Origin of the sequence: Streptomyces sp. NPDC001663, assembly GCF_042893105.1 — a bacterium.
Classification (GTDB): domain Bacteria; phylum Actinomycetota; class Actinomycetes; order Streptomycetales; family Streptomycetaceae; genus Streptomyces.
Map to the genome: position 1 here is coordinate 876,627 of NZ_JBIAUR010000001.1, position 19,699 is coordinate 896,325.

The 19,699-nt window shown below is 72.6% G+C and carries 19 protein-coding genes; 4 read left to right on the plus strand and 15 right to left on the minus strand.

Annotation, left to right across the window (positions count from 1 at the left end; genetic code table 11):
• Positions 1-7: 7 nt before the first annotated feature.
• Both ACFY1L_RS04070 and ACFY1L_RS04075 read left to right on the plus strand, forming a co-directional pair.
• A complete protein-coding gene (locus tag ACFY1L_RS04070) occupies positions 8-1,714 on the plus strand; it encodes a right-handed parallel beta-helix repeat-containing protein (RefSeq protein ID WP_388817783.1) in 1,707 nt (568 codons plus the stop codon).
• Positions 1,711-2,118 (plus strand): hypothetical protein, encoded by a 408-nt coding sequence (locus ACFY1L_RS04075; RefSeq protein ID WP_388817786.1) that lies wholly within the window; start codon positions 1,711-1,713, stop codon positions 2,116-2,118. The genes ACFY1L_RS04070 and ACFY1L_RS04075 overlap by 4 nt, the downstream gene beginning before the upstream one ends.
• A gap of 54 nt (positions 2,119-2,172) precedes the next feature.
• Here the strand turns inward: ACFY1L_RS04075 and dnaK are convergent, their stop codons facing one another.
• From dnaK to ACFY1L_RS04130, 11 genes are all read right to left on the minus strand, one after another.
• Positions 2,173-4,041 (minus strand): molecular chaperone DnaK, encoded by a 1,869-nt coding sequence (gene dnaK / locus ACFY1L_RS04080; RefSeq protein ID WP_388817789.1) that lies wholly within the window; start codon positions 4,039-4,041, stop codon positions 2,173-2,175.
• A 99-nt stretch (positions 4,042-4,140) separates the two neighbouring features.
• Positions 4,141-4,392, minus strand: a complete 252-nt coding sequence (locus tag ACFY1L_RS04085) for a hypothetical protein (RefSeq protein ID WP_361263548.1) — start codon at positions 4,390-4,392, stop codon at positions 4,141-4,143.
• Positions 4,389-4,625 (minus strand): hypothetical protein, encoded by a 237-nt coding sequence (locus tag ACFY1L_RS04090; RefSeq protein ID WP_388817793.1) that lies wholly within the window; start codon positions 4,623-4,625, stop codon positions 4,389-4,391. Before ACFY1L_RS04090 ends, ACFY1L_RS04085 begins: the two co-directional genes overlap by 4 nt.
• Positions 4,626-4,662: 37 nt before the next feature.
• On the minus strand, positions 4,663-4,917 hold the full coding sequence (locus ACFY1L_RS04095) for a hypothetical protein (RefSeq protein WP_388817795.1): 255 nt from the start codon (positions 4,915-4,917) through the stop codon (positions 4,663-4,665).
• A 38-nt stretch (positions 4,918-4,955) separates the two neighbouring features.
• Positions 4,956-7,475 (minus strand): hypothetical protein, encoded by a 2,520-nt coding sequence (locus ACFY1L_RS04100; RefSeq protein ID WP_388817798.1) that lies wholly within the window; start codon positions 7,473-7,475, stop codon positions 4,956-4,958.
• Positions 7,476-7,590: 115 nt separating this feature from the next.
• Positions 7,591-7,839 carry a hypothetical protein gene (locus ACFY1L_RS04105; protein WP_388817801.1) on the minus strand — a complete coding sequence of 83 codons (249 nt, stop codon included), beginning with the start codon at positions 7,837-7,839 and terminating at the stop codon, positions 7,591-7,593.
• A gap of 84 nt (positions 7,840-7,923) precedes the next feature.
• The gene (locus ACFY1L_RS04110) at positions 7,924-8,352 is read right to left on the minus strand and encodes an OsmC family protein (protein WP_388817804.1); all 429 of its coding nucleotides are present in this window, start codon (positions 8,350-8,352) and stop codon (positions 7,924-7,926) included.
• Between the two features lie 58 nt (positions 8,353-8,410).
• Positions 8,411-10,144 (minus strand): hypothetical protein, encoded by a 1,734-nt coding sequence (locus ACFY1L_RS04115; RefSeq protein WP_388818929.1) that lies wholly within the window; start codon positions 10,142-10,144, stop codon positions 8,411-8,413.
• Positions 10,145-10,206: 62 nt separating this feature from the next.
• A complete protein-coding gene (locus tag ACFY1L_RS04120) occupies positions 10,207-11,268 on the minus strand; it encodes an ATP-binding protein (protein WP_388817808.1) in 1,062 nt (353 codons plus the stop codon).
• Between the two features lie 80 nt (positions 11,269-11,348).
• Positions 11,349-13,361, minus strand: coding sequence for an alkaline phosphatase family protein (locus ACFY1L_RS04125; protein WP_388818932.1), 2,013 nt, complete (start codon positions 13,359-13,361; stop codon positions 11,349-11,351).
• A gap of 156 nt (positions 13,362-13,517) precedes the next feature.
• Positions 13,518-13,925 carry a hypothetical protein gene (locus ACFY1L_RS04130; RefSeq protein WP_388817811.1) on the minus strand — a complete coding sequence of 136 codons (408 nt, stop codon included), beginning with the start codon at positions 13,923-13,925 and terminating at the stop codon, positions 13,518-13,520.
• 83 nt (positions 13,926-14,008) lie between these two features.
• Here ACFY1L_RS04130 and ACFY1L_RS04135 point away from each other — a divergent pair, with 83 nt between their 5' ends.
• The gene (locus tag ACFY1L_RS04135) at positions 14,009-14,782 is read left to right on the plus strand and encodes an MBL fold metallo-hydrolase (RefSeq protein WP_388817814.1); all 774 of its coding nucleotides are present in this window, start codon (positions 14,009-14,011) and stop codon (positions 14,780-14,782) included.
• Entirely contained in the window at positions 14,779-15,405 is a 627-nt protein-coding gene (locus ACFY1L_RS04140; RefSeq protein WP_388817817.1) for a DedA family protein, read from the plus strand. Before ACFY1L_RS04135 ends, ACFY1L_RS04140 begins: the two co-directional genes overlap by 4 nt.
• Here ACFY1L_RS04140 and ACFY1L_RS04145 read toward each other — a convergent pair.
• From ACFY1L_RS04145 to ACFY1L_RS04160, 4 genes are all read right to left on the minus strand, one after another.
• The gene (locus ACFY1L_RS04145) at positions 15,402-16,466 is read right to left on the minus strand and encodes an MBL fold metallo-hydrolase (protein WP_388817820.1); all 1,065 of its coding nucleotides are present in this window, start codon (positions 16,464-16,466) and stop codon (positions 15,402-15,404) included. The genes ACFY1L_RS04140 and ACFY1L_RS04145 overlap by 4 nt on opposite strands.
• Positions 16,463-17,707, minus strand: coding sequence for an aminotransferase class I/II-fold pyridoxal phosphate-dependent enzyme (locus tag ACFY1L_RS04150; RefSeq protein ID WP_388817823.1), 1,245 nt, complete (start codon positions 17,705-17,707; stop codon positions 16,463-16,465). The genes ACFY1L_RS04145 and ACFY1L_RS04150 overlap by 4 nt, the downstream gene beginning before the upstream one ends.
• Before the next feature lie 204 nt (positions 17,708-17,911).
• Positions 17,912-18,802, minus strand: a complete 891-nt coding sequence (locus tag ACFY1L_RS04155; protein ID WP_388817826.1) for a hypothetical protein — start codon at positions 18,800-18,802, stop codon at positions 17,912-17,914.
• 154 nt (positions 18,803-18,956) lie between these two features.
• Positions 18,957-19,673, minus strand: a complete 717-nt coding sequence (locus ACFY1L_RS04160; protein WP_388817829.1) for an ANTAR domain-containing response regulator — start codon at positions 19,671-19,673, stop codon at positions 18,957-18,959.
• Positions 19,674-19,699: the final 26 nt, after the last annotated feature.

The window sequence follows — 19,699 nt, forward strand, 5'->3', positions numbered from 1 at the left end:
AGCGGGCATGCCCAAGCGGTACGTGGTCTCGCAGCACGGGGGTTGGCGGACCTACCCCGACATCACGTCCGCGCTGCGTGCTGCGGAGGGCAGCAGATCGGCGCGAGTCGAGATCACGGCCGGTCACTACGAGGAGACGCTCGCGGTGCGCGGCGCGGTCGAGCTGGTCGCGCGCGGTGATCCGGGCACCGTGGTGGTGAGCCCACCCCACGGCAAGGTGCTCGACGCCTCCGGCTCGGTGACGGTACGGGGGCTGGTGCTGGTCGGCCGCGGCGCCGACGCCGTCGACTGCCGTACGGGCACCCTCACTCTGGACCGGGTGGAGGTCCGGGCCCACGACGGTGTCTGTCTGCACGCCAGGCGGAACACCACCGTGAACTTGACGGACAGCCAGTTCCATTACGGCCGGACCCTGTTCGCCGGTGCCTCCGGCAACGTCGAGCGGTGCCGGTTCGTCGACGCCGTCGACAACGCGGTGGCGGTGATCGAGGGTGCCCGGGTGACGGTCCAGGACAGCTGGATCGGTGGCAGCGCGCTGCACGGCGTACGGGTCAGTGGAGCATGGGCTCGCGTCGCCCGGTGCGAGCTCACCGGCACGCGGAAGGCCGCCCTCTGCGCGGACGCGCGGGCGGAACTCACCGTCACGGACTGCGCGATCAACGGCGTGCACGAGGACGGCCTCATGTTCGTCGAGCAGTCGCGGGGCTCGGTGCACGGCACGCGCGTCAACGACGCGGAGTACGGGATCGCAGTGTCGAACGGTGCCGATCCCGTGGTGCGCGACTGTGTGTTCACCGACTGCCGCGAGACGGGCATCACCGTCCACTCCGCGGGCCTCGGCACCTTCGAGAACTGCGAGATCCGTGACGCGCGCGTCGTATCCGTGCTGTCGTCCAAGGGCGGTGCGCCGCGGGTCACCGGCTGCCGCATCTCGGGAGGCAACGTCGGCATCGCGGTCATCGAGAAGTCCCGGGGTCACTTCGCTCGGGTCGACGTACAGGGCCTGACCAACCTGGCCCTGCGGGTCCGGGACGGATCCAACGCCGTGTTCGAGGAGATCCGCGTCGCCGGTTGCCCGGCGGGACTGGAGACACTCGGCGATGCGGCCACGACGGCCGAGCTGACCGACTCGAGCATCCACGACTTCGACATGACGGCGGTCGCCGCCGGCGGCAAGTCCCGGGTCAAGCTCAGGCGGGTCTCGGCGGAGCGCGGGCCGGTGGGCTTCGGCGCCGTCGAGGAGTCCCAGCTGCTGGTGGACGACTGCACCGCGACAGCCATGAACAAGAGTGGGGCCGTCGCCGCGGGCAAGGCGACGTTCATCGCGCGGAACCTCACCGTCACCGGCTCAGCGAGGCTCGGCCTCAGCTGCCGGGACTCCGTGTATGTGGACGTGGCCGACAGTCACTTCCACGACTGCGCCACCGGTGTGTCCTTCGAGGGCTCGGCCGGCGGCCGGCTGGTGGACTGTTCGGTGACGGGCGAGGAGCAGGACGCGGCCGTACTGCACAACGGTCTCGTGGAACTGGTCTCGCTCCGCACCTCGCGGCGGGTCGTCGAGCGGCCCACCGAACCGGCCCCTCCCCCGGTGACAACAGTGATCAACAACTTCAACGGACCGGTCATCAACGGCACGGTCCAGAATGCCAACCTGGCATGGAACAACGCCAACGTCGTCCAGCAGCAGACCCATACCGACGGAGCCGACGCATGAGCGAACCGCATCAGGTCAACAACTACGACGGACCCGTGATCCACGGCGCCGTCTCGAACTCCCAGTTCGCCTGGAACAACGAGAGGGTCGACCAGAAGCAGCAGAACAACAGCGCGGTCGCCCCGGGGTACGAGGCGCTCGCGGCGCTGGTTCGCGACCTGTTGCGGCAGCTGCCCCGGGCCGGCCTCGCGCCGCAGGACCGCGAGGACACCGAGGCCGCGGCCCAGGAGGTGCTCGACGAGATCACCGGCGGTGAGGCTCCCGAACCCGGCAGGTTCCGCCGCGCGCTGAACGGCCTGAGGGGAGCGCTGGCCCCCGTCGCGGCCGGTGCCGCGGCCGGTGCGACCGCGGGGGCGGAGGAGTGGGCCCAGGAGGCCATCAGAAGCCTGACGAGTCTGGTCTGAGCCGCCGTGGGACGGGCCGCCGCCCGAGGCCGGGCCCCGGGCGGCGGACGGACCTCAGGCGGCACCGCCCTTCGCGTCCTTGTCCTCGTCGACGATCTCCGCGTCGACCACGCCCTCCTCGTCCTGCGGTGAGGTGTGCTGCTCGGTGCCGCCGCCGTCGGTCGGGGGCTGCTCGGCCTGGGAGTACATGGCCTGGCCCATCTTCTGGCTGACGGTGGCGAGTTTCTCGACGCCGGTGCGGAGTTCGTTGGTGTCGGCGTTGCGCTCCAGGAGCCCCTTGAGTTCCGTGGCCGCTTCCTGGACCTCCGCCTTGGTGTCGGCCGGGATACGGTCCTCGTTGTCCCGTATGAACTTCTCGGTCTGGTAGACGAGTTGCTCGGCCTGGTTGCGGGTCTCGGCGGACTCGCGGCGCGCCCGGTCCTCCTCGGCGTACTGCTCGGCCTCCCGCATCATGCGGTCGATGTCGTCCTTGGGGAGCGCCGAGCCGCCGGTCACGGTCATCTTCTGTTCGCGGCCGGTCGCCAGGTCCTTCGCCGACACGTGCATGATGCCGTTCGCGTCGATGTCGAAGGCGACCTCGATCTGCGGCACCCCGCGCGGGGCCGGGGGCAGACCCGTGAGGTCGAAGACGCCCAACTTCTTGTTGTACGCGGCGATTTCACGCTCGCCCTGGTAGACCTGGATGCCCACCGAGGGCTGGTTGTCGGTGGCGGTGGTGAAGATCTCCGAACGCCGGGTCGGGATGGTCGTGTTGCGTTCGATGAGCTTCGTCATGATGCCGCCCTTGGTCTCGATGCCCAGGGACAGCGGGGTGACGTCGAGCAGCAGGACGTCCTTGACGTCGCCGCGGATGACGCCGGCCTGGAGGGTCGCGCCGACGGCCACGACCTCGTCGGGGTTGACGCCCTTGTGCGGATCCTTGCCGGTGAGCTCCTTGACCAGGTCGGTGACCGCGGGCATCCGGGTCGAGCCGCCGACGAGGATGACGTGGTCGACCGCGGCGAGCTTGATGCCGGCGTCCTTGACGGCCTGGTGGAAGGGGGTCTTGCAGCGGTCGAGGAGGTCGGCGGTGAGCTCCTGGAACTGGGCGCGGGTCATCTTCTCGTCGAGGTGCAGCGGCCCCTCGGCGGAGGCGGTGATGTAGGGCAGGTTGATCGTCGTCTCCGACGAGCTCGACAGCTCGATCTTGGCCTTCTCGGCGCCCTCGCGCAGCCGCTGCAGCGCCATCTTGTCCTTGCCGAGGTCGATGCCGTACTGCCCCTGGAACTTCTTGACCAGGAACTCGACGACCCGCTGGTCCCAGTCGTCGCCGCCCAGGTGCGTGTCGCCGTTGGTGGCCTTGACCTCGATGACGCCGTCCCCGATCTCGAGGAGCGACACGTCGAAGGTGCCGCCGCCGAGGTCGAAGACCAGCACGGTCTGCTCCTCGCCGCGGTCGAGCCCATAGGCGAGGGCCGCGGCCGTCGGCTCGTTGATGATCCGCAGGACCTTCAGGCCCGCGATCTCCCCGGCCTCCTTGGTCGCCTGCCGCTGCGAGTCGTCGAAGTACGCCGGTACGGTGATCACCGCATCCGTGACGTCCTCGCCGAGGTAGGACTCCGCGTCCCGTTTCAGCTTCTGCAGGACCCGCGCGGACAGCTCCTGCGCCCGGTAGCGCGTCCCGTCGATGGCGCCCTGGTCCGGGAAGCGCCAGCTCGCGTCGCCCATGTGCCGCTTCACCGAGCGCGCGGTGCGCTCAATGTTCGTCACGGCCTGCCGCTTGGCGACCTCGCCGACGAGCACCTCCCCGTTCTTTGCGAAGGCCACGACCGACGGTGTGGTCCTGGCCCCCTCCGCATTGGCGACGACCGTCGGTTCACCGCCTTCCAGGACGGCCACCACGGAGTTCGTGGTCCCGAGATCGATCCCGACCGCACGTGCCATCTCCGTCCCCTTCCGCCAGGGCACATCTCAGACTCCAGCACAAAACTTGAGTGCGCTGTTGTCAATGGGGCGGCCCCGGGACGCGGTGGCCGGAAGGGGTCAGGTTCCGGCGGTCCGTCGCCTGACGAGGCGTACGAGGACGGCTGCGGCCACGGCCGAGCCGGCGACCAGCGGGATGTCGATCAGCAGGAACTCCCAGCCGATCTCGAACTCCCCGCTGATCACCGTGGCGACGACGCCGAGCGCCACGGCGAGCGCGGCCCCCGCCCAGCGGGGCAGCCCGGGACGGAGCAGGGCGATGAACAGGCCCAGGGCGACACCGGCCGCGATCGGGAACAGCTCGTTGCTCATGGTCCGACCTCTTCCTCGGCGGGCGCCGCTCCGGCCGACAGCGCACCGCCGGCGTCCGTCTGCCGGGGCAGCTCGGTGAAGGCGGGCGGCTCCTGCACCAGACCGCCGCTCGCGGTCAGGCCCACGGGGGCCGGCCCCGCGTCCACTGCCGGTACGGCGCTCTGCGTTGTCTCGTCCGTCGTGGAGACCGACACGGGCTGTTCGGGTGTGCCGGTTTCGATGGTGATGCGCATGGGTGTCCTGCCTTCCGCCGACCGTGGCCGGCCGGGGTCAGTTGAGGACGGCGTACCGGCCCTCGAACGTGACGGTGTTCTGGGTGAGGTTCTTGACGGTGATCCAGTAGGTGGCCCGGTCGGCGGAGGCACGCTCCACGGCGACGTCCCAGTCGACCTGCGGGGCGCCGGGCGCCGGTGAGGTGGGCACCATGTACCAGACGACGTGCCAGGACGTGGGCCAGTTGAAGGTGAACCAGCGCTGGGTCGCGCCCGGCGACAGGGTGCCCGTGAACTGGGTGTTGGTCCACATGACCGTTCCCCTCTCGACGTATCTCGACGTCGGCGGTCTCAGTAGCGGCTGAGGATCTCGTAGCGGCCCTCGAAGGAGACCGGCTCCTGGGTGAGGTTCCTGACGGTGATCCAGTAGGTGACGTACTCGTTGGAGGCGCGCTCCACCTGGGTGGTCCAGCTGATCTGGGGCGCGCCGGGGCGCACGGTGGCCGGCATGACCGTCCACAGGACGTGCCAGGTCGCGGGCCAGTTGAAGGTGAACCAGCGCTGGCTGGCGCCCGCCGCCAGCGTGCCGGTCCACTGGGTGCCGCACACCGGCTGGGTCATCCAGCCGTCGACGGGCACCTCCCACACACCCCGGTTGCGGGTGCCGGCACGCAGCACGCGCGCATGCGGGTGCAGGACGATGTCGCCGACGAACGCGTTGGGCAGCCCGGTGCCGAACTGCTGCCAGCTCGCCCCCTCGTCGGTGCTCTGGTACACGCCCAGGTCGGCGGCGACCCAGATGCGGGCACGGTTGCGCGGATCGACCTCGACGGCGTTGAGCGGCAGGCCGGGCAGCCCGGTCGTGGAGCGGTCGGTCCAGTGGCTGCCGCCGTCGGTGGACTGCCAGACGCGGCCGCCGCCGACGGATGCGTGCGTCACCCACAGACGGTTGGTGTCGGCGGGGTCGGCGTGGATGTCGCTGATCCAGGCGCCGGTGCGCGGTGCGGTCAGCGCGCCGAGGGCGCCCCAGGCGGTGCCCGACCAGGTGGTGCGGTAGAGGCGGCCGTCGGTGGTGCCGACGAGGATGTGGTCGGCGGTCGGGATGTACATGGCGCTTGCGGTGGCCGCGCTCGGGAAGGCCAGGCGGGTCCAGTTGGCCGCGTTGTCCCGCGACACGTACAGCGCACCGCCGCCCAGCGCGACCGTGGTGCCGTTGGTGGCGCTGGTCTCCACCGGCGGGTAGAAGAGCGAGCCCTCGCCGGCGGACGGGGACACGTTGGTCCAGCTGCCCGGGTCGCCCCGGCTCACGGACCTCTCGAGGCTCATGCCGAAGAAGGTGTGGAACACGGTGCGCGGATCGTTGCGGTTCACCGCGATGTCGCCGCCGTCGCCGTCCTGGGAGTGCGTCCACACCGGCGACCCGGTCCAGCGGTTGGTGCCGTTGTCCTGGGTGCCGCCGATCACCCAGCGCGAGGAGCCGAAGTCCTGGGCGAGGTACTCGAACTCGGTGATGGTCAGCCCGTTGTTGAGGTGCTGCCAGGTGACGCCCCGGTCCGGGCTGCGGAACAGGCCGCCGTCGTTGCCGACGTAGATCACGTCGGGGCTGCCGCTCTCGAAGGCGATGGCGTGCTGGTCCGGGTGGATCGAGTCGCCGGTCGCGCCCTTGTTGGAGATGGTCTGCCAGGTCCAGGTCGTGCCGGACAGATCACCCCGGTAGGCCTCGATGGCGCCCAGGTAGATCCGGCTCGCCCGGTCGGGGGCGACGGCGAGGAACCAGTCGTACCAGGCCTGCCCGGTGGAGACACCGGGCGGAGGTGTCACCGCCGACCAGGTGCCGCCGGCGCGCCGCCACAGCCGTGCGGTGGTGCCCGTGGCGCCCCAGGCGTAGGCCACCGTGGTGTCGGAACGGGCGATCGCGGTGGCGAGCCGGTCGAAGGAGGCCGGTGCGCCCGGCAGTGTGACGGCGGTCCAGGTGGTGCCGCCGTCGGTGGAGCGGAACAGTCCGTCCTGGCAGGCCGCGAGTGCCTCGCCGCCCGCGACGGACAGCGACCAGGTCCGGGTGGAGCGGCGCCGGGTCCAGGTCGCGCCGCCGTCCGTCGAGACGTACAGGCCGCCGGTGGTCGCCGCGTGCACCGTGCCGCCGCGTGAGGCGTCGAAGGCCAGGTCGTAGAAGCCCTGCCCGACGAAGGGGGTGGTGGCCAGCGGCGACCACTTGGTGCCGCCGTCGGTGGAGCGCAGTACTCCGGTGCCGAGCCAGGACCACCAGTTGCCCTCGCCGGTGCCCGCCAGGACGGTCGAGGCGTTCGCCGGGTCGAAGGCGAGCGCGCCGACGGTGAGGGTGGCCGCGTCGTCGGTGCGCGGCGCCCAGGAGGCCCCGCGGTCGTGGCTCTCCCAGACGCCTCCGTTCGCGGCGCCGACCAGCAGATGTGCGGCGTTGCCGGGGTCGGTGGCGATGGCCGAGACGCGGCCGGAGACGTTGACGCGGCTCGCGCCGTACGTCTGCCCGCCGGGCACCGTCCACGGCCCGAGCGAACGCCATGCCGGGCCGACCGCGGCGGGCCCGGCGAGGGCCTCGGCCGTCTGCTGGTACTCGGCCGCGACGCCGCCCGGCTCCGGGGCGGTGGGCTCGGCCCGAGGCCCGACGGCGCGTTCGATCAGGGCGTTCGTCCCGTCGGCGTCGAGCTGCGGCGCGGCGAGTGCGACCTGGGAGGCGGCCTGTTCGGCGAGACCGGCCCGGGTCAGTTCCTGCACCAGCCGGGCGAGTGCCTTGCCGCCGGGCGGGCGGCCCGGTCGTCCGGCGGAGCCGCCTTCGGCTGTGCTGCCTTCTGCGTCCTGGGGCTCATGTGGTTCGGGATCGTTCGGCCCACGCATGACTGCACCTCCCCCGATGCCGGCGCGGCATCTGCCGGTCCGCCGGCGTGGTGCGTGCTTACGGGAGACCCCCGTGCGCTCCGCCCCTCATCCATCCCACCGGCGTCGACCGCTGTCAATCGGCCTCGGTGTCGCTGGGATCAGGGGTGTCGGGTGGTGCCAACAACGAGTCGTTCCGGTGGGGTTGGGCTTCCTCTGCCCCGTTTTCGTGCGCCGGTGGAACGTCGTCCGCGCCCTCTTCGGGGGTGGCCGGATCCGCATCCTGAACCGGTTGCCGGGCGTGCAGGAACTGGCGCAGGCGCTCGGCGGCATGTCCGCCCTGCGACTCGGACGGCTCCGGGTCCTCGGAACGTTTCTCGCCCATGCAGGGCACGGTACTGCGTCCCGCCGCCGCGTCCAGCACGCCGGGGTGCCGGGCAGTGACGCCCGGCACCCGTGCCGCTGCGGTTCAGGCGAGCTTGGCCGACAGCGTGATGGTCGTGCCGGTGAGGGCCTGGCTGACCGGGCAGTTCTTCTTGGCGTCCTCGGCGGCGGCGACGAAGGTCTCGTTGTCGATGCCGGGGACCGTGCCCTCGACGGTGAGGTGGATGCCGGTGATGCCCTCTCCCGGCTGGAAGCTGACGTCGGCCGAGGTGACGAGCTTGGTGGGCGGGGTGCCGGCGCCGTTCAGGGCGTGCGACAGCGCCATGGAGAAGCAGCTGGAGTGCGCGGCGGCGATCAGCTCCTCGGGGCTGGTCTTGCCGTTCGCGTCCTGGGAGCGCGAGGCCCACGTGACCGGCTGCGCTGCGATGGCACCGGAGGAGTCGAAGTTGACGACACCGCTGCCCTCGATCAGATTGCCTTCCCAGACGGTGTGTGCGGAGCGCGTGGTTGCCACGGTGAATCCTTCCGAATTCCGGGTGTTTCTTTGGGATCCCATCCGATCACATTCCGGCTCACTGCACCCGGAACACCGGCCCGCGAGCGGTGAACGGCAGCCGTGCCCCCTGCGGGATCAGATACGCGTGCTCGCGCCGCACCTGCAGCACGTCGCACCAGCCGTCCGTGATGACGAGGACCGGTGCGCCCGGCGGGAAGTCGTCCGCCCGGTGCAGGAGGTCGATGCCGGGCTGCAGGACCGTGCCGCCGCGGCCGTGGACCCGTACCCGGCCGGCGATCTCCGTGACCGGCACAAAGCCCGCGTCGTGCGGGGCCGCGTCGCAGAAGACGACGCGGGCGGCCGGTACGTCGCGGGCCTCGGCGTAGGAGGCGATGGCGCCCAGGGCCTTGCCCAGGAGGGTGCGGTCCATGGAGCCGGAGGTGTCGAGGACGACGCCGAAGGTGCAGCGGGCGATCTCCTCGGGCGGGAAGTAGCGGCCCGCGCGCGGGATGTCGGGCGTGGAGGACTGACGGCGCGAGGGGCGGGCGTACGTCCGCACGGGCTGCGGACTGGGCACGAACTCGTCGAACCAGCGGGCCAGTTGGGCGTCCCACGGCAGGGGCGGGTGGCTGAGGGTGCGGATCTCCTCGACCAGGCCGGCCGGCAGGAAGCCGCGCTCCTGCTGCTGGTGCAGGTCCAGGCCCTGGCACAGGCCCCGGCGGTAGAACTCGTCGAGGTCGACGTAGTCGCCGGGCGCACCCAGCGGGGCGCCGAGCATGTCGCCGGCGCCCTTGCCGCGCAGGGTGGCCAGGCGGCGCATGCGGCGCAGGTCGCCAGCGATGCGGTCGTAGACCTCCTCGGCGGAGAGGCCGGTGAGCGCGGGGTCGTGCAGGAGCCCTTCGGGCATCGTGCCGACCTGCATCTCGCACAGCCAGCCGTTGATGACGTAGTCGCAGGCGATGTTGAAGAGGTAGTGGTCGCGGGTGCCGCAGCGGTCGCCGTGGCGCAGGGCGGCGTGCAGCATCTCGTGGGCGAGGATGAAACGCCACTCCTCGTCGTCGAATCGGCGGAGCGGGTTGATGTAGATCTCGCCCGCCTCCGCGTTGACCGCGGCCACGGAGATGCCGTGCGCGCGGGCGAGTTCGGCGTCGGCGACGAGTCTGATGCCGGCCGCGATGCCGCCGAGCAGCGGGTAGGAGGAGATGAACCAGCTCAGGGCCTTCTGCCAGGGGCGCTGCGGGGCGAGCTCCCCGCTGAGGGAGTCGCGGCGGCCGCCCGCCATGTCCATCGCCGCCGACACGGTCCGGGTCAGCGCGGTCGCGAACGCCAGCTGGTGGTCCGGGGGCCGGCCGTAGTACCCGTGCCACGTCAGGAGCCGCTGGTCGGGCTCGTCGCCCGCCGTACCGCAGCGCTCGTACGCGGCCGGGAGGCCGTCCCGCCGCCAGCGCGCGGCGAGTTGCTCCTCGTCGCCGTCGGGATAGGAGGCGGGGAGCGCCTCGGGGGTCTCGCCGATGGTGAAGTTCAGCAGGAAGCGGTTGACGACGACACAGCGTGCGGCGAGGTCGTAGCGGTCCGGCTGGGTGCGCTCGCCCTTCGCCGCCGGGACGTGTCCGAAGCCGAGGTGCAGGACGGCGTGCGCGAGGGCCCAGGCCCAGGCGGCGGGTTCGGCCCGGCGCTGCGGGTGGACGTGCAGGTGGGCGCCGGAGTCGACGACCACGAGGCCGTCGCGGGGCGCGACCTCGCACTCCTCGTGCCGGCAGACGTCGAACTCCACTGCCGCAAGGGCCGGGTTGGCCTTGACCAGGCGCATGCCCTCGGCGAACGCCTCGGCCGCGAGGTCCCGTTTCTTCTGGCCCTTGTCCTTGGTACGGCTCACCGGCGGGCCTCCACCAGCCGGGGCATGTCGCGGGCTGCCTCGATGAGGAACCACGAGGGCAGGACGGGGTTGCCGTCGGCGTCGGAGGCGATGACGGTCTGGGCGACCTCGACGGAGATCTCCGCGAGCTGCACCAGCAGCGACTTGGCGCGGTACGCGGTCTGCCGGCCGTTCGCCGACATGTGCTCCTTGCTGACCGGGAGTTCCTTGATCAGGCGGCCGCGGAAGGACTCGGCGAGGTAGTAGAGCAGGTCGCGGTCCTCGATGCGGTTCGGCCAGCGGGCGTCGCCCTTGATGATCGCCTCGATGCCGAACTGGCTGCGCACGATCTTGACGTAGCCGCAGAAGGCCGTGGCGTGCGCGGGCGTCAGCGTGCCGTGCGCGAGGACCTTCAGCGTCTCCTCGTCGAGGTCCCGGCCGAACGAGTGCAGCGTGTCGGAGAGCATGTGCCAGGAGCGGGGCGTGGAGAACGGCTCCTCGGTCTTGGGCGGCTTGGACCACAGGTGGTCGGGCCGGTCGGTGAGGTGGTCGAGGATCCACGGGTGGATGTCGTTGTTCGCGGCCCAGGTCAGCCAGTCCTTGGCGGACGCCTCCAGATGGACGTGGGCGAGGCGGTTGACGAGGGCGGAGGCGACGGGGCGGGCGAGCGCGTTGTCGGTGGCGCGGTTGCCGGCGCCGATGACGATCGAGCCCTTCGGCAGCTCGTAGTTGCCGATACGGCGGTCGAGGATCAGGGAGTAGAACGCCTTCTGGACGTCCGGGGTCGCCGCGTTCAGCTCGTCCAGGAACAGGCAGTACGGCTCGTCGCGGGCGATCGCCTCCGGCGGGCAGAACACGGACCGTCCGTCGCGGATCTGCGGGACGCCGATCAGGTCCTCCGGCGCGAGCTGGGTGCCGAGCAGGCTCACGCACTCCAGGCCCAGCGACTCGGCGAAGTCCCTTACCAGGGAGGACTTTCCGATGCCGGGCGCGCCCCAGATGAAGACCGGCCGCACGGTGGCGAGGCCGAGAAGCAGTTCGGGGATACGGGCGGGAGTGACGGTGACGGCAGCCTGCAAGGCAGCGGCTCCTGAGAAGTGTTCGAGGAAGGTTCGACTCGAACAGTGTGGGCAAACACCGCTTTCCGCGCAGCCGATTTTCAGGCGGCCCGCCGGTCCTGCTCCTCCTTGGTCAGCGGCACCTGGGGACCGTTCGACTCGCGCAGCCAGCGCCGCAGGACGCGGTGCACGTGCTCCGCGCCGACCAGCTCCTCGCCGTCCTCGACCGGCGCCGAGAAGGCGAGGGGCGACAGCAGGAACGGTCTGCCCTGGGCACCGCCGAGCCCGCCGTGCGAGCCGATCTGTTCCTCGAAGGCGAGCACCTCGCCGTCGGCCGGGTCGTGGAAGGAGTTGACCATGATGTCGGCGGTGTGCGGGAAGGAGTGCGTGCGCCGCACGGCGTCGGCGGCGCCGGGCCCGAACGCCTCCAACGGGCCCGGCTTGTCGTCGAGTTGGTCCAGCGGGATCTCCGCCCCGTGCGCGCCGAGCACCACCCCGCCGTGCTCCTCGCTGCGTACGAGGAGGAAGCCGATGCCGGGGTGGTTGGCGAGGGTCGTCAGCAGCGCGGGATGGCGGGCGTCGATCTCCTCCTTGCTCATCCGGTGCGGCACGTCCGGGAAGGAGACCAGGCCGAGGTTTCCGGAGGCCAGCACCAGCGGCTCCGTGGCGCGGCGGGCGGGGCGGTGCCGCTCGCCGCCCTCCTCGACGGGCCGGCGCAGCGCGGCGCGCACGGCCGCGCGGGCCTCGGCACCGCTGTGGGTGCGCTGTGCCTTGCGCGGCACGGGCAGCCCGCAGCCGGCCCGCACCAGGTCACCGAGGCCGAGACCGTAGCGGGCGCGGAAGGTCTCGCCGGGGCTCTGTCCGTGGTCCGACAGCACGACGATCCGGTACGGCCGCGGGGCGTGCTCGGCGACGTTCGCGATGAGCGCGAGGGCACGGTCGAGGCGTTCGAGGACTTTCTCGGTGTCCCGGCTCATCGGCCCCGAGTGGTGCGCCACTTCGTCGTACGCCACCAGGTCGGCGTAGACGGCGGTGCGCCCGGCGAGCATGTCGCCCATAACCGCGGCGACGACGACGTCCCGTTCGACGACCGTCGCGAACGCGCGGACGAACGGGTAGAGGCCGCCGCGTGAGACCCGCGGACGCTGCTTCCCGATCACGGCCCGGGTGGACTGCCCGATCTCGCGGCCGACTTCGGCGACGAAGGACATGGCGGTGCGCACGGCGTTCGCCGGATCGGAGAAGTAGGCGAAGTAGCCGGCCCGGGAGCGGTTCTCGCGGCCGCGCCTGCGCGTGGCGATGGACAGCACCAGGGCCTGTTCGTCGGCGCCGCCGCTGAAGAGGTTGCCGCGGCTCGCGCCGTCGACGGTGAGCAGGCCGCCGTCGCCGGTGAACTCGACGGCGCGGCGCTGGAGTTCGGCGGCGCTGGTCGGGCGGTTGCAGACCGTCACCTCGCGACTGTCCTTGTCGTACCAGCGGAAGGCGGGCACGTCGTGGTTGGTGCCGTGCAGGATGCCGAGCTGGCTGGCGCCGGTCTGGCTGGACCAGTCGGTGCGCCACGGGGTGAGCCGGTGGGTGCCCTCCTCGAGCCACTGGGCGACGGTGGGCATCACGCCCTTTCCGACCGCGGCGAGGAGTACGTCGTGGCCGACGCCGTCGAGTTGCAGGAAGACCGTGCCCGGGGCGGACGGGCTGGGCGGCAGACGTCTGCGGCGGCGGTCGGCGAGGCGGTAGAGCCGGCGCCGGTAGGCGTCGTCGTCGCGCACGGCCAGGGCACCGCCGGTGGCGGAGGCGACGGCGGACATCACGGCGGCGACGACGACGGCCGTCTCGGGCGCGGCCTCGGCGCTGCTGGACGGGTTGAGTCGCAGGGCCACCAGCAGCAGGGACCCGTTCAGGACGAAGACGAGCAGCCCCAGCACGAGCGCGGGCACGAGCAGCAGCAGCCGTACGAGCAGCGGCCAGACCAGGGCCGACAGCACACCGAAGGCACCGGCGCCGAACGCGGCGGTCACGGCGATGTGGGTGGCGCTCTCGCCGTCCGCGGACTGCAGCCGGAAGTCGGGCAGGATCCCGGCGAGCACGAGCATGGTGACCGTGGAGACCGCCCACACGGTGATGCTCCGCCCCACCTGGCTGGCGACCCGCCGCCAACGTCCGCCACGCACGCCCAGTCCACCTCACGTCCCGGCCCGTCGTCGATGCGGGCGTCCACTCAGACTGTCACACGGGTCGGACAACGCGTTGTGTCACCAGCGGCGAGGGGCGGGTCAACGCCCGTCGTACCCGGCGGTCGGCATCGACAGCCGTCGGTGCACCCGCGCCTTCATCTGTGCGTCGTAGAGGGGCTCCGCGGAACCCACCGTCTCCACCCGCACTCCGCGCCGCGCGCACTCCGCGGTGAACTCCTCGACGGACGACAGCGCGCTCTCCAGGACCCGGCGGCTGGGCGCCACGAACAGGTCGACGCCCGGCCGGACGCCGTCCCACAGCACGCAGTGGTCGGCCCGCAGCCCCCGTACGAGGAGTTCCCGGCTGACGATGTAGCCTCGCTCGGCCGCCCAGCGCGCGCACATGGCGTGCTGGCTGCGGGAATCCACCAGAAAGGGGTCGGCGTCCAGTTCCTCGAGCGGCGTCAGACTCGCGATCGCCGTGACACGCACGCGCACCGGTCCCATGGCGTCCCCCTCACCTCCGGGTTTCGGCGCCGACCCTACTCCTGCCCGTAGGCTTCGGGGAGTCGCGCGAAGGAGGCAAAGAGGTGCCGGTGGAGATCACCTGGTGGGGTCACGCCACCTGCACGGTGGTGGACTCGGACATGCGTGTGCTCACCGATCCTCTGTTCGCACGCCGCCTCGCCCATCTGCGCCGCCGTCGGGGCGCGGTGCCACCGCCCGACGCCTGGCGCGCGGACGTGGCGCTGGTGTCGCATCTGCACGCCGACCACCTCCACGTCCCGTCGCTGGAGCGGCTCGCCGAGGGCACACACCTGCTGGTGCCCCGGGGCGCGCGCCAGGCGGTGCCGGGGCTGCGCCGGCTCACCTATCTGAGGGTGACCGAGGTGGCTCCCGGGGAGCAGGTGACGGTCGGCGGCGTGGTCGTACGGGCCGTGCACGCGCGGCACGACGGGCGGCGGCTACCGGTCGGCCCGCACCGCTCCCCCGCCCTCGGCTACGTCGTCGAGGGCGAGGCACGGACGTACTTCGCCGGGGACACCGGGCTGTTCGACGACATGGCGAAGGAGGTCGGGCCGGTCGACGTGGCGCTGCTGCCGGTGGGCGGCTGGGGACCGTATCTCGGCGACGGGCATCTGGACGCCGGGCGGGCGGCCCAGGCGCTGGCCAGTCTTGCGCCGCGCAGTGCCGTGCCGGTGCACTACGGCACGTACTGGCCGATCGGGATGGACGCCGTGCGCCCCCACGAATTCCACGCGCCCGGCGACGAGTTCGTGCGCCTCGCGGCCGAGCGCGCGCCCGACGTGGCGGTGCACCGGCTCGGGCACGGGGAGAGCGTGCGGCTGGAGGTCGCCCGGTGACGTGGCTTGCCGCCACGGCGACGACCGTGCCGCCGGAGTCCACTCAGCAGGCGCTCGGGTATCCGTCGCTGTTTCTGCTGGTGCTGTTCGGGGCGCTGGTGCCGGTGATTCCCACGGGGGCGCTGGTGAGTTCGGCCGCCGTGGTGGCCTTTCACCAGACGGCGCCCTTCTCGCTGGCGCTGGTCTTCGTCACGGCGTCGCTGGCCGCGTTCCTCGGGGATGCGGCGCTGTACTGGCTGGGGCGCCGTGGGATGAGGTCGAAGAACGGGTCGCGGTGGCTGGAGGCGATTCGGGGGCGGGCGCCGGAGGAGCGGTTGGCGCAGGCGCAGGAGAAGTTGGCCGAGCACGGGGTGACGGTCCTGGTGCTGTCCCGGCTGGTGCCGGCAGGGCGGATTCCGGTGATGCTGGCCTGCCTGATGGCCGATTGGCCGTTGCGGCGGTTCGCCCGCGGGAACCTGCCCGCCTGTCTGGCCTGGGCGGCGACGTACCAGGTGATCGGAATCCTGGGCGGATCGCTGTTCAACGAGCCGTGGGAGGGCGTGGTGGCGGCGGTCGCGCTGACCGTGCTGATCAGCGCGACCCCCGGCATCTGGCGGCGCATCCGCCGGACGACCACTGCCTAGTCGAGCACTCGAGAGCCTCCCACCGGCAGGTCCCACAGGTTTTCGCGGTCCAGGCCCGCCTTCTCCCAGGCCGCACGCACGCGCGTGAGCGGTTCAAGGACCGGCTCGGCGGAGAGGACGAACGTGCCCCAGTGCATGGGCGCCATCCGCCGCGCCCCCAGGTCCTGGGCCGCCCGTACCGCCTCCTCCGGGTCGCAGTGGACGTCGCTGAGCCACCAGCGGGGGTCGTAGGCGCCGATGGGGAGGAGGGCGAGGTCGATGCCGGGGTAGCGCTCGCCGATGCGGGAGAACCAGTGGCCGTAGCCCGTGTCGCCCGCGAAGTACAGCCGTTGGCCGTCCGGGCCGGTCAGGACCCAGCCGCCCCACAGGGAGTGGCAGGTGTCGGTGAGGGTGCGCTTGGACCAGTGGTGGGCGGGGACGAAGTCGAAGCGGACGCCGTTCAGTTCGGCCGCCTCCCACCAGTCCAGTTCCGTGATCGTGGTGAACCGGCGGCGACGGAACCAGCCACCGAGCCCTGCCGGCACGAACACCGGGGTGTCGCGCGGGAGTTGGCGCAGGGTGGGGGCGTCCAGGTGGTCGTAGTGGTTGTGGCTGATGACGACCGCGTCGACGTGCCGCAGCGCGTTCCAAGGAATGCCGACGGGTGTGATGCGGGCGGGGGTGCCGAGGATGCGGCGGGACCAGACGGGGTCGGTGAGGACGGTCAGGCCGCCGATCCGGACGACCCAACTGGCGTGTCCCGCCCAGGAGACGGCGACGGTGCGGGCGTCGACGCGGGGCAGCGGTCCGGGGTCGAACGGGATCCGGGGGATGTCGGCCAGCCCCTCGCGTCCCGGCCGGATGGAGCCCTCGCGGGCGAAGCGGGCCATGGCCTTCAGGCCGGGCAGCGGGGCGGTCAGGCGGTCGTGGAAGGTCCGCGGCCACACCCGGGGCTCGCCCGGCGGGCGGGGTTCGGCGAGCGGCGGGTAGGGGGGTGCGAGGGGGGACAGGGCTGACGTGGACGCCGGATCGTCGGCTTCCCGGGTGGTCGTGGTGGTGGTCGACTCGGACTGCTGCGTCATCGAGGAGGCTCCCATCGCTGAGCGTCGTCGCGGAGATCGTCGAAGACCGACTTCACATGGATCAACGCGCGTTGCACATGTGGCAGTTCCAACGGCGTGGGTGATGTGAGGCATTCCGCACGTTCCTCATCCGTACGGCCCAGCAGCGGGCCGGTGGACAGGCGGACGCGCAGCGCGCCGAGTTCGTCGCCGAAGCGGTGGCCGCCGGGTGCGGGCATGCCGAGCCGCGCGGCGAGGAAGTCCTCCAGTTCCTGCGCGTCGCCGACGCCGTGCCCGGTGAGCGCGGGGCGCAGCGGTCCGAGGTCGGCGTAGAGGTGGCGGCCGGCCTGCGGGGGCCGGGCGAGGCTGCCGTCCGCGACGACGGCGCGGTGCAGCGCGGCGGCCACGCGCGCGTGCAGTCCTACGGCGGCGGCCACGCGCGCGGTGACCGGCTCGGGCTCGTCCAGCGCGTACGTGGCGGGTGCGGCGACCGGGCCGGCGATACGGGCGCCGAGCGCGGTGAGCACGTCGAGCACGCGCGCGTGGAGGTCGGTTCCGTCCTCGCCGGCCGGGAAGCGGGCGATCGCGGCCGGCCAGCCGGGCGGCAGCAGCGCGCCCGCGAGGTCGGTGACGACGGTGACCCGGTCGGGCAGCATCTCGGCGGGGCTGAGCAGCACGGTGTCGTGCGGGGCGTGCAGGGTGTCGCGCCAGGTCTCGTCGCTGACCAGGTGCAGTCCCTCGCCGGCGGCGGCCTCGACGCACTCGTGCATCACCTCGGGCGGGGCGACGGTCGCGGTGGGGTCGTCGGCGACGGACAGCACCAGCAGCCGCGGGTCACCGCCCTCGGCGCGCACCCTCCGCACGGTCTCCAGGAGGGCGTACGGATCCGGGACGCCGCCGCACTCGGCCGGCGTCGGGACATGGAAGACGGGTCTTCCCAACAGGCGTGCGTACGGCGCCCACCAGGCCGCGCAGGGCCTCGGCACCAGGACGTCGCCGCCGAGCGCGGCGGTCAGTGCGAGCAGCAGGGCGGGGGCGCCGGGGCCGGCGACCAGGCGGTCGGGGCCGGCGGCCAGACCGCGCCGCTCCCAGTAGCCGGACGCGGCCTCGAGCAGTGCGGGTCCGCCGCCGATGGGTTCGCCGTCGGACCGTACCGCCGCGGCGGCGAGCACGGCGGTCAGTTCGGGCAGTACGGGCAGCCCGTCCTCGGGGAGCGGCGGTCCGTAGCGGACCGGGCCATGGCCTTCCGGGTCCGTCCGCATACGTACCTCCGCGCAGTCCGTGGTGCCCTGTCTCTCGCCGTCGGACCCTGGTCGTCTTCCGCCGTGCCCGTGCTCCGTGTTCCGTCGGTCGCGGGTTCGTGTTCCGCGCGTGGTGTCGGTCGGTTCGTACGGTGCGGGGCGTGCCCTCGGGCTCTGAGTACCCAGGGTGCCGCCACCCCATGGCCGTCCGCTCGGTTGCGCCCGTCACACGGCGGTACGGCCGCCCGCGGCGGAGCGCCGGAGCCACAGCCGGTACCCGGCGCCGCCCAGCGCGGCCGCGATCAGGGCACCGCCGGCGACCAGGGCGGGCACGGAGTCGGTGAAGGCACCGCCCGCTCCGGCCTCCACCCCGTGCTGGACGGCACCGCCGCCGCAGGAGTCGTCGTGCTGCTCGGTGCAGGGCCGGTCGTGGTCGCAGGAGCCGGCGTGCGACTGGCCGCACGGCTTGGTGCTGCCGCCGCCGTCGCCGCGGCCGACGTGGAACGTGGCGCTCCACGGCTTGCCCTTCCCGCCGTGCGCCGCCGGGCAGTCGCCCTCGACGGTCCACGTGGAGTTCCCGCCCGCCGCGGCGGGGCCCGTGTCCTGGGGGGCGCCGTGCTCGGAGCCGCCGTAGTCGGGGACGGTCTCGGGGCCGATGTCGTCGGGACCGACGCTCTCGGGGCCGACGCTCTCGGGGCCGACGCCCTCAGGAGCTTCGCCCTCGCCGGCGTGCTCGGGGCCGATGTCCTCCAGGCCGCCGCTCTCGGAGCCCCCGACCTCGGGGCCGACGTGCTCGGGGCCGGCTCCCTCGAGGTCCGTGGCGGAGGCGATACGGGCGGTGCCCCGGTACGCGGTGCTGGAGGCCTTGTCGTCGTTGCCGGGGACCCGTTGCAGCTGGACGGTGCCCTCCTCGAAGGCCTGCGAGGTGGCGTCGATGGTGTCGGGGGCCTTGCCGCCGGTGGATTCGCAGGAGACCGAGACGGTGACGCTGCCGCCCGGGGAACCCGTGCTCGGGCTGACCTCCGCGACCGGGTCCGCGAAGGCGGCCGAGGCGGCGAAGCCGGCCATGGCACTGGCCAGAGCCGCGACGGACAGGACACTGGCGGTGCGACGCATGGGAAGGGCTCCTTCGACCGGCGACTTCAGGAGCACTCAGGTCGTGCCCCATAGCCCATCACAGCCCGCACGGCGGCGCGGCGCGCGCGGCCGGACCCCATTCGCGGGACGGAACCGGCCGAGCGGGTGACACACCCGACCCGTTGTTCGGACGTCAGTTCCTCAGCGCGGCCAGATCCCGCTCCAGCCCCCGCCCCCGCCGCTCCACCACCGCCGACGCCACGTCGGACAGTTTGCGGTTGCTGCCCTGGGAGAGTCGGCGCAGTACGCCGAAGGCGGCGTCCGCGTCGCAGGCCAGGACGTGCATGACGATGCCGCAGGCCTGGTCGACGACGGGGCGGGAGCGCAGGGCGGTGCCCAGCTGGTCGAGTTCGGTGAGGGCGGCGCGGTAGGAGCGGTCGCGGACAAGACAGGTCACGGCGAAGTCGCCGAGCGCCCGGGCGGGCCCGTGCGGGACGTCCTGCAGAGTGCCGGGCCGGAAGCCGTAGAGGCTGAGGGTGACGGTCAGCCCGGAGCGCCGGAACGGCAGCGTCACGCTGGAGCGCACCCCCGAGTCGAGCGCCAGGGCGCGGTACTCCGGCCAGCGTTCGTCGCGCAGCAGGTCCGGGGAGCGGGCGGGCTCGCCGCGCTCCAGGGCGGTCGGGATGGGCCCGTCGCCGGAGCGCAGCTGCACGGCGACGAGCGCTGCGAGGTCGGGATGGGTGACGGCGGCGGGCCGCTCCGGCCCTTCGTCGGTGACCATGCTGCTCGCACCGCAGCAGTCGGCCGTGCAGCGCACGGCCTGTTCGGCCAGTTCCGACAGTCTCCGCCCCGGAAGGGCGGACTCGGCAGACTCCGCTCCCCAGCGGCGGGGACGCCCCGTGTCCGACATGCAGCCCTCCTCCTCTTCCCCGCACC

What these genes read in the sequence shown, in the direction of transcription:
- ACFY1L_RS04100 (WP_388817798.1), bottom strand. Translation starts at nt 7,475, where the DNA reads ATGCGTGGGCCGAACGATCCCGAACCACATGAGCCCCAGGACGCAGAA.
- ACFY1L_RS04160 (WP_388817829.1), bottom strand. Translation starts at nt 19,673, where the DNA reads ATGTCGGACACGGGGCGTCCCCGCCGCTGGGGAGCGGAGTCTGCCGAG.
- ACFY1L_RS04075 (WP_388817786.1), top strand. Translation starts at nt 1,711, where the DNA reads ATGAGCGAACCGCATCAGGTCAACAACTACGACGGACCCGTGATCCAC.
- ACFY1L_RS04150 (WP_388817823.1), bottom strand. Translation starts at nt 17,707, where the DNA reads ATGCGGACGGACCCGGAAGGCCATGGCCCGGTCCGCTACGGACCGCCG.
- ACFY1L_RS04070 (WP_388817783.1), top strand. Translation starts at nt 8, where the DNA reads ATGCCCAAGCGGTACGTGGTCTCGCAGCACGGGGGTTGGCGGACCTAC.
- ACFY1L_RS04085 (WP_361263548.1), bottom strand. Translation starts at nt 4,392, where the DNA reads ATGAGCAACGAGCTGTTCCCGATCGCGGCCGGTGTCGCCCTGGGCCTG.
- ACFY1L_RS04115 (WP_388818929.1), bottom strand. Translation starts at nt 10,144, where the DNA reads ATGCGCCTGGTCAAGGCCAACCCGGCCCTTGCGGCAGTGGAGTTCGAC.
- ACFY1L_RS04155 (WP_388817826.1), bottom strand. Translation starts at nt 18,802, where the DNA reads ATGCGTCGCACCGCCAGTGTCCTGTCCGTCGCGGCTCTGGCCAGTGCC.
- ACFY1L_RS04090 (WP_388817793.1), bottom strand. Translation starts at nt 4,625, where the DNA reads ATGCGCATCACCATCGAAACCGGCACACCCGAACAGCCCGTGTCGGTC.
- ACFY1L_RS04145 (WP_388817820.1), bottom strand. Translation starts at nt 16,466, where the DNA reads ATGACGCAGCAGTCCGAGTCGACCACCACCACGACCACCCGGGAAGCC.
- ACFY1L_RS04095 (WP_388817795.1), bottom strand. Translation starts at nt 4,917, where the DNA reads ATGTGGACCAACACCCAGTTCACGGGCACCCTGTCGCCGGGCGCGACC.
- ACFY1L_RS04130 (WP_388817811.1), bottom strand. Translation starts at nt 13,925, where the DNA reads ATGGGACCGGTGCGCGTGCGTGTCACGGCGATCGCGAGTCTGACGCCG.
- ACFY1L_RS04105 (WP_388817801.1), bottom strand. Translation starts at nt 7,839, where the DNA reads ATGGGCGAGAAACGTTCCGAGGACCCGGAGCCGTCCGAGTCGCAGGGC.
- dnaK (WP_388817789.1), bottom strand. Translation starts at nt 4,041, where the DNA reads ATGGCACGTGCGGTCGGGATCGATCTCGGGACCACGAACTCCGTGGTG.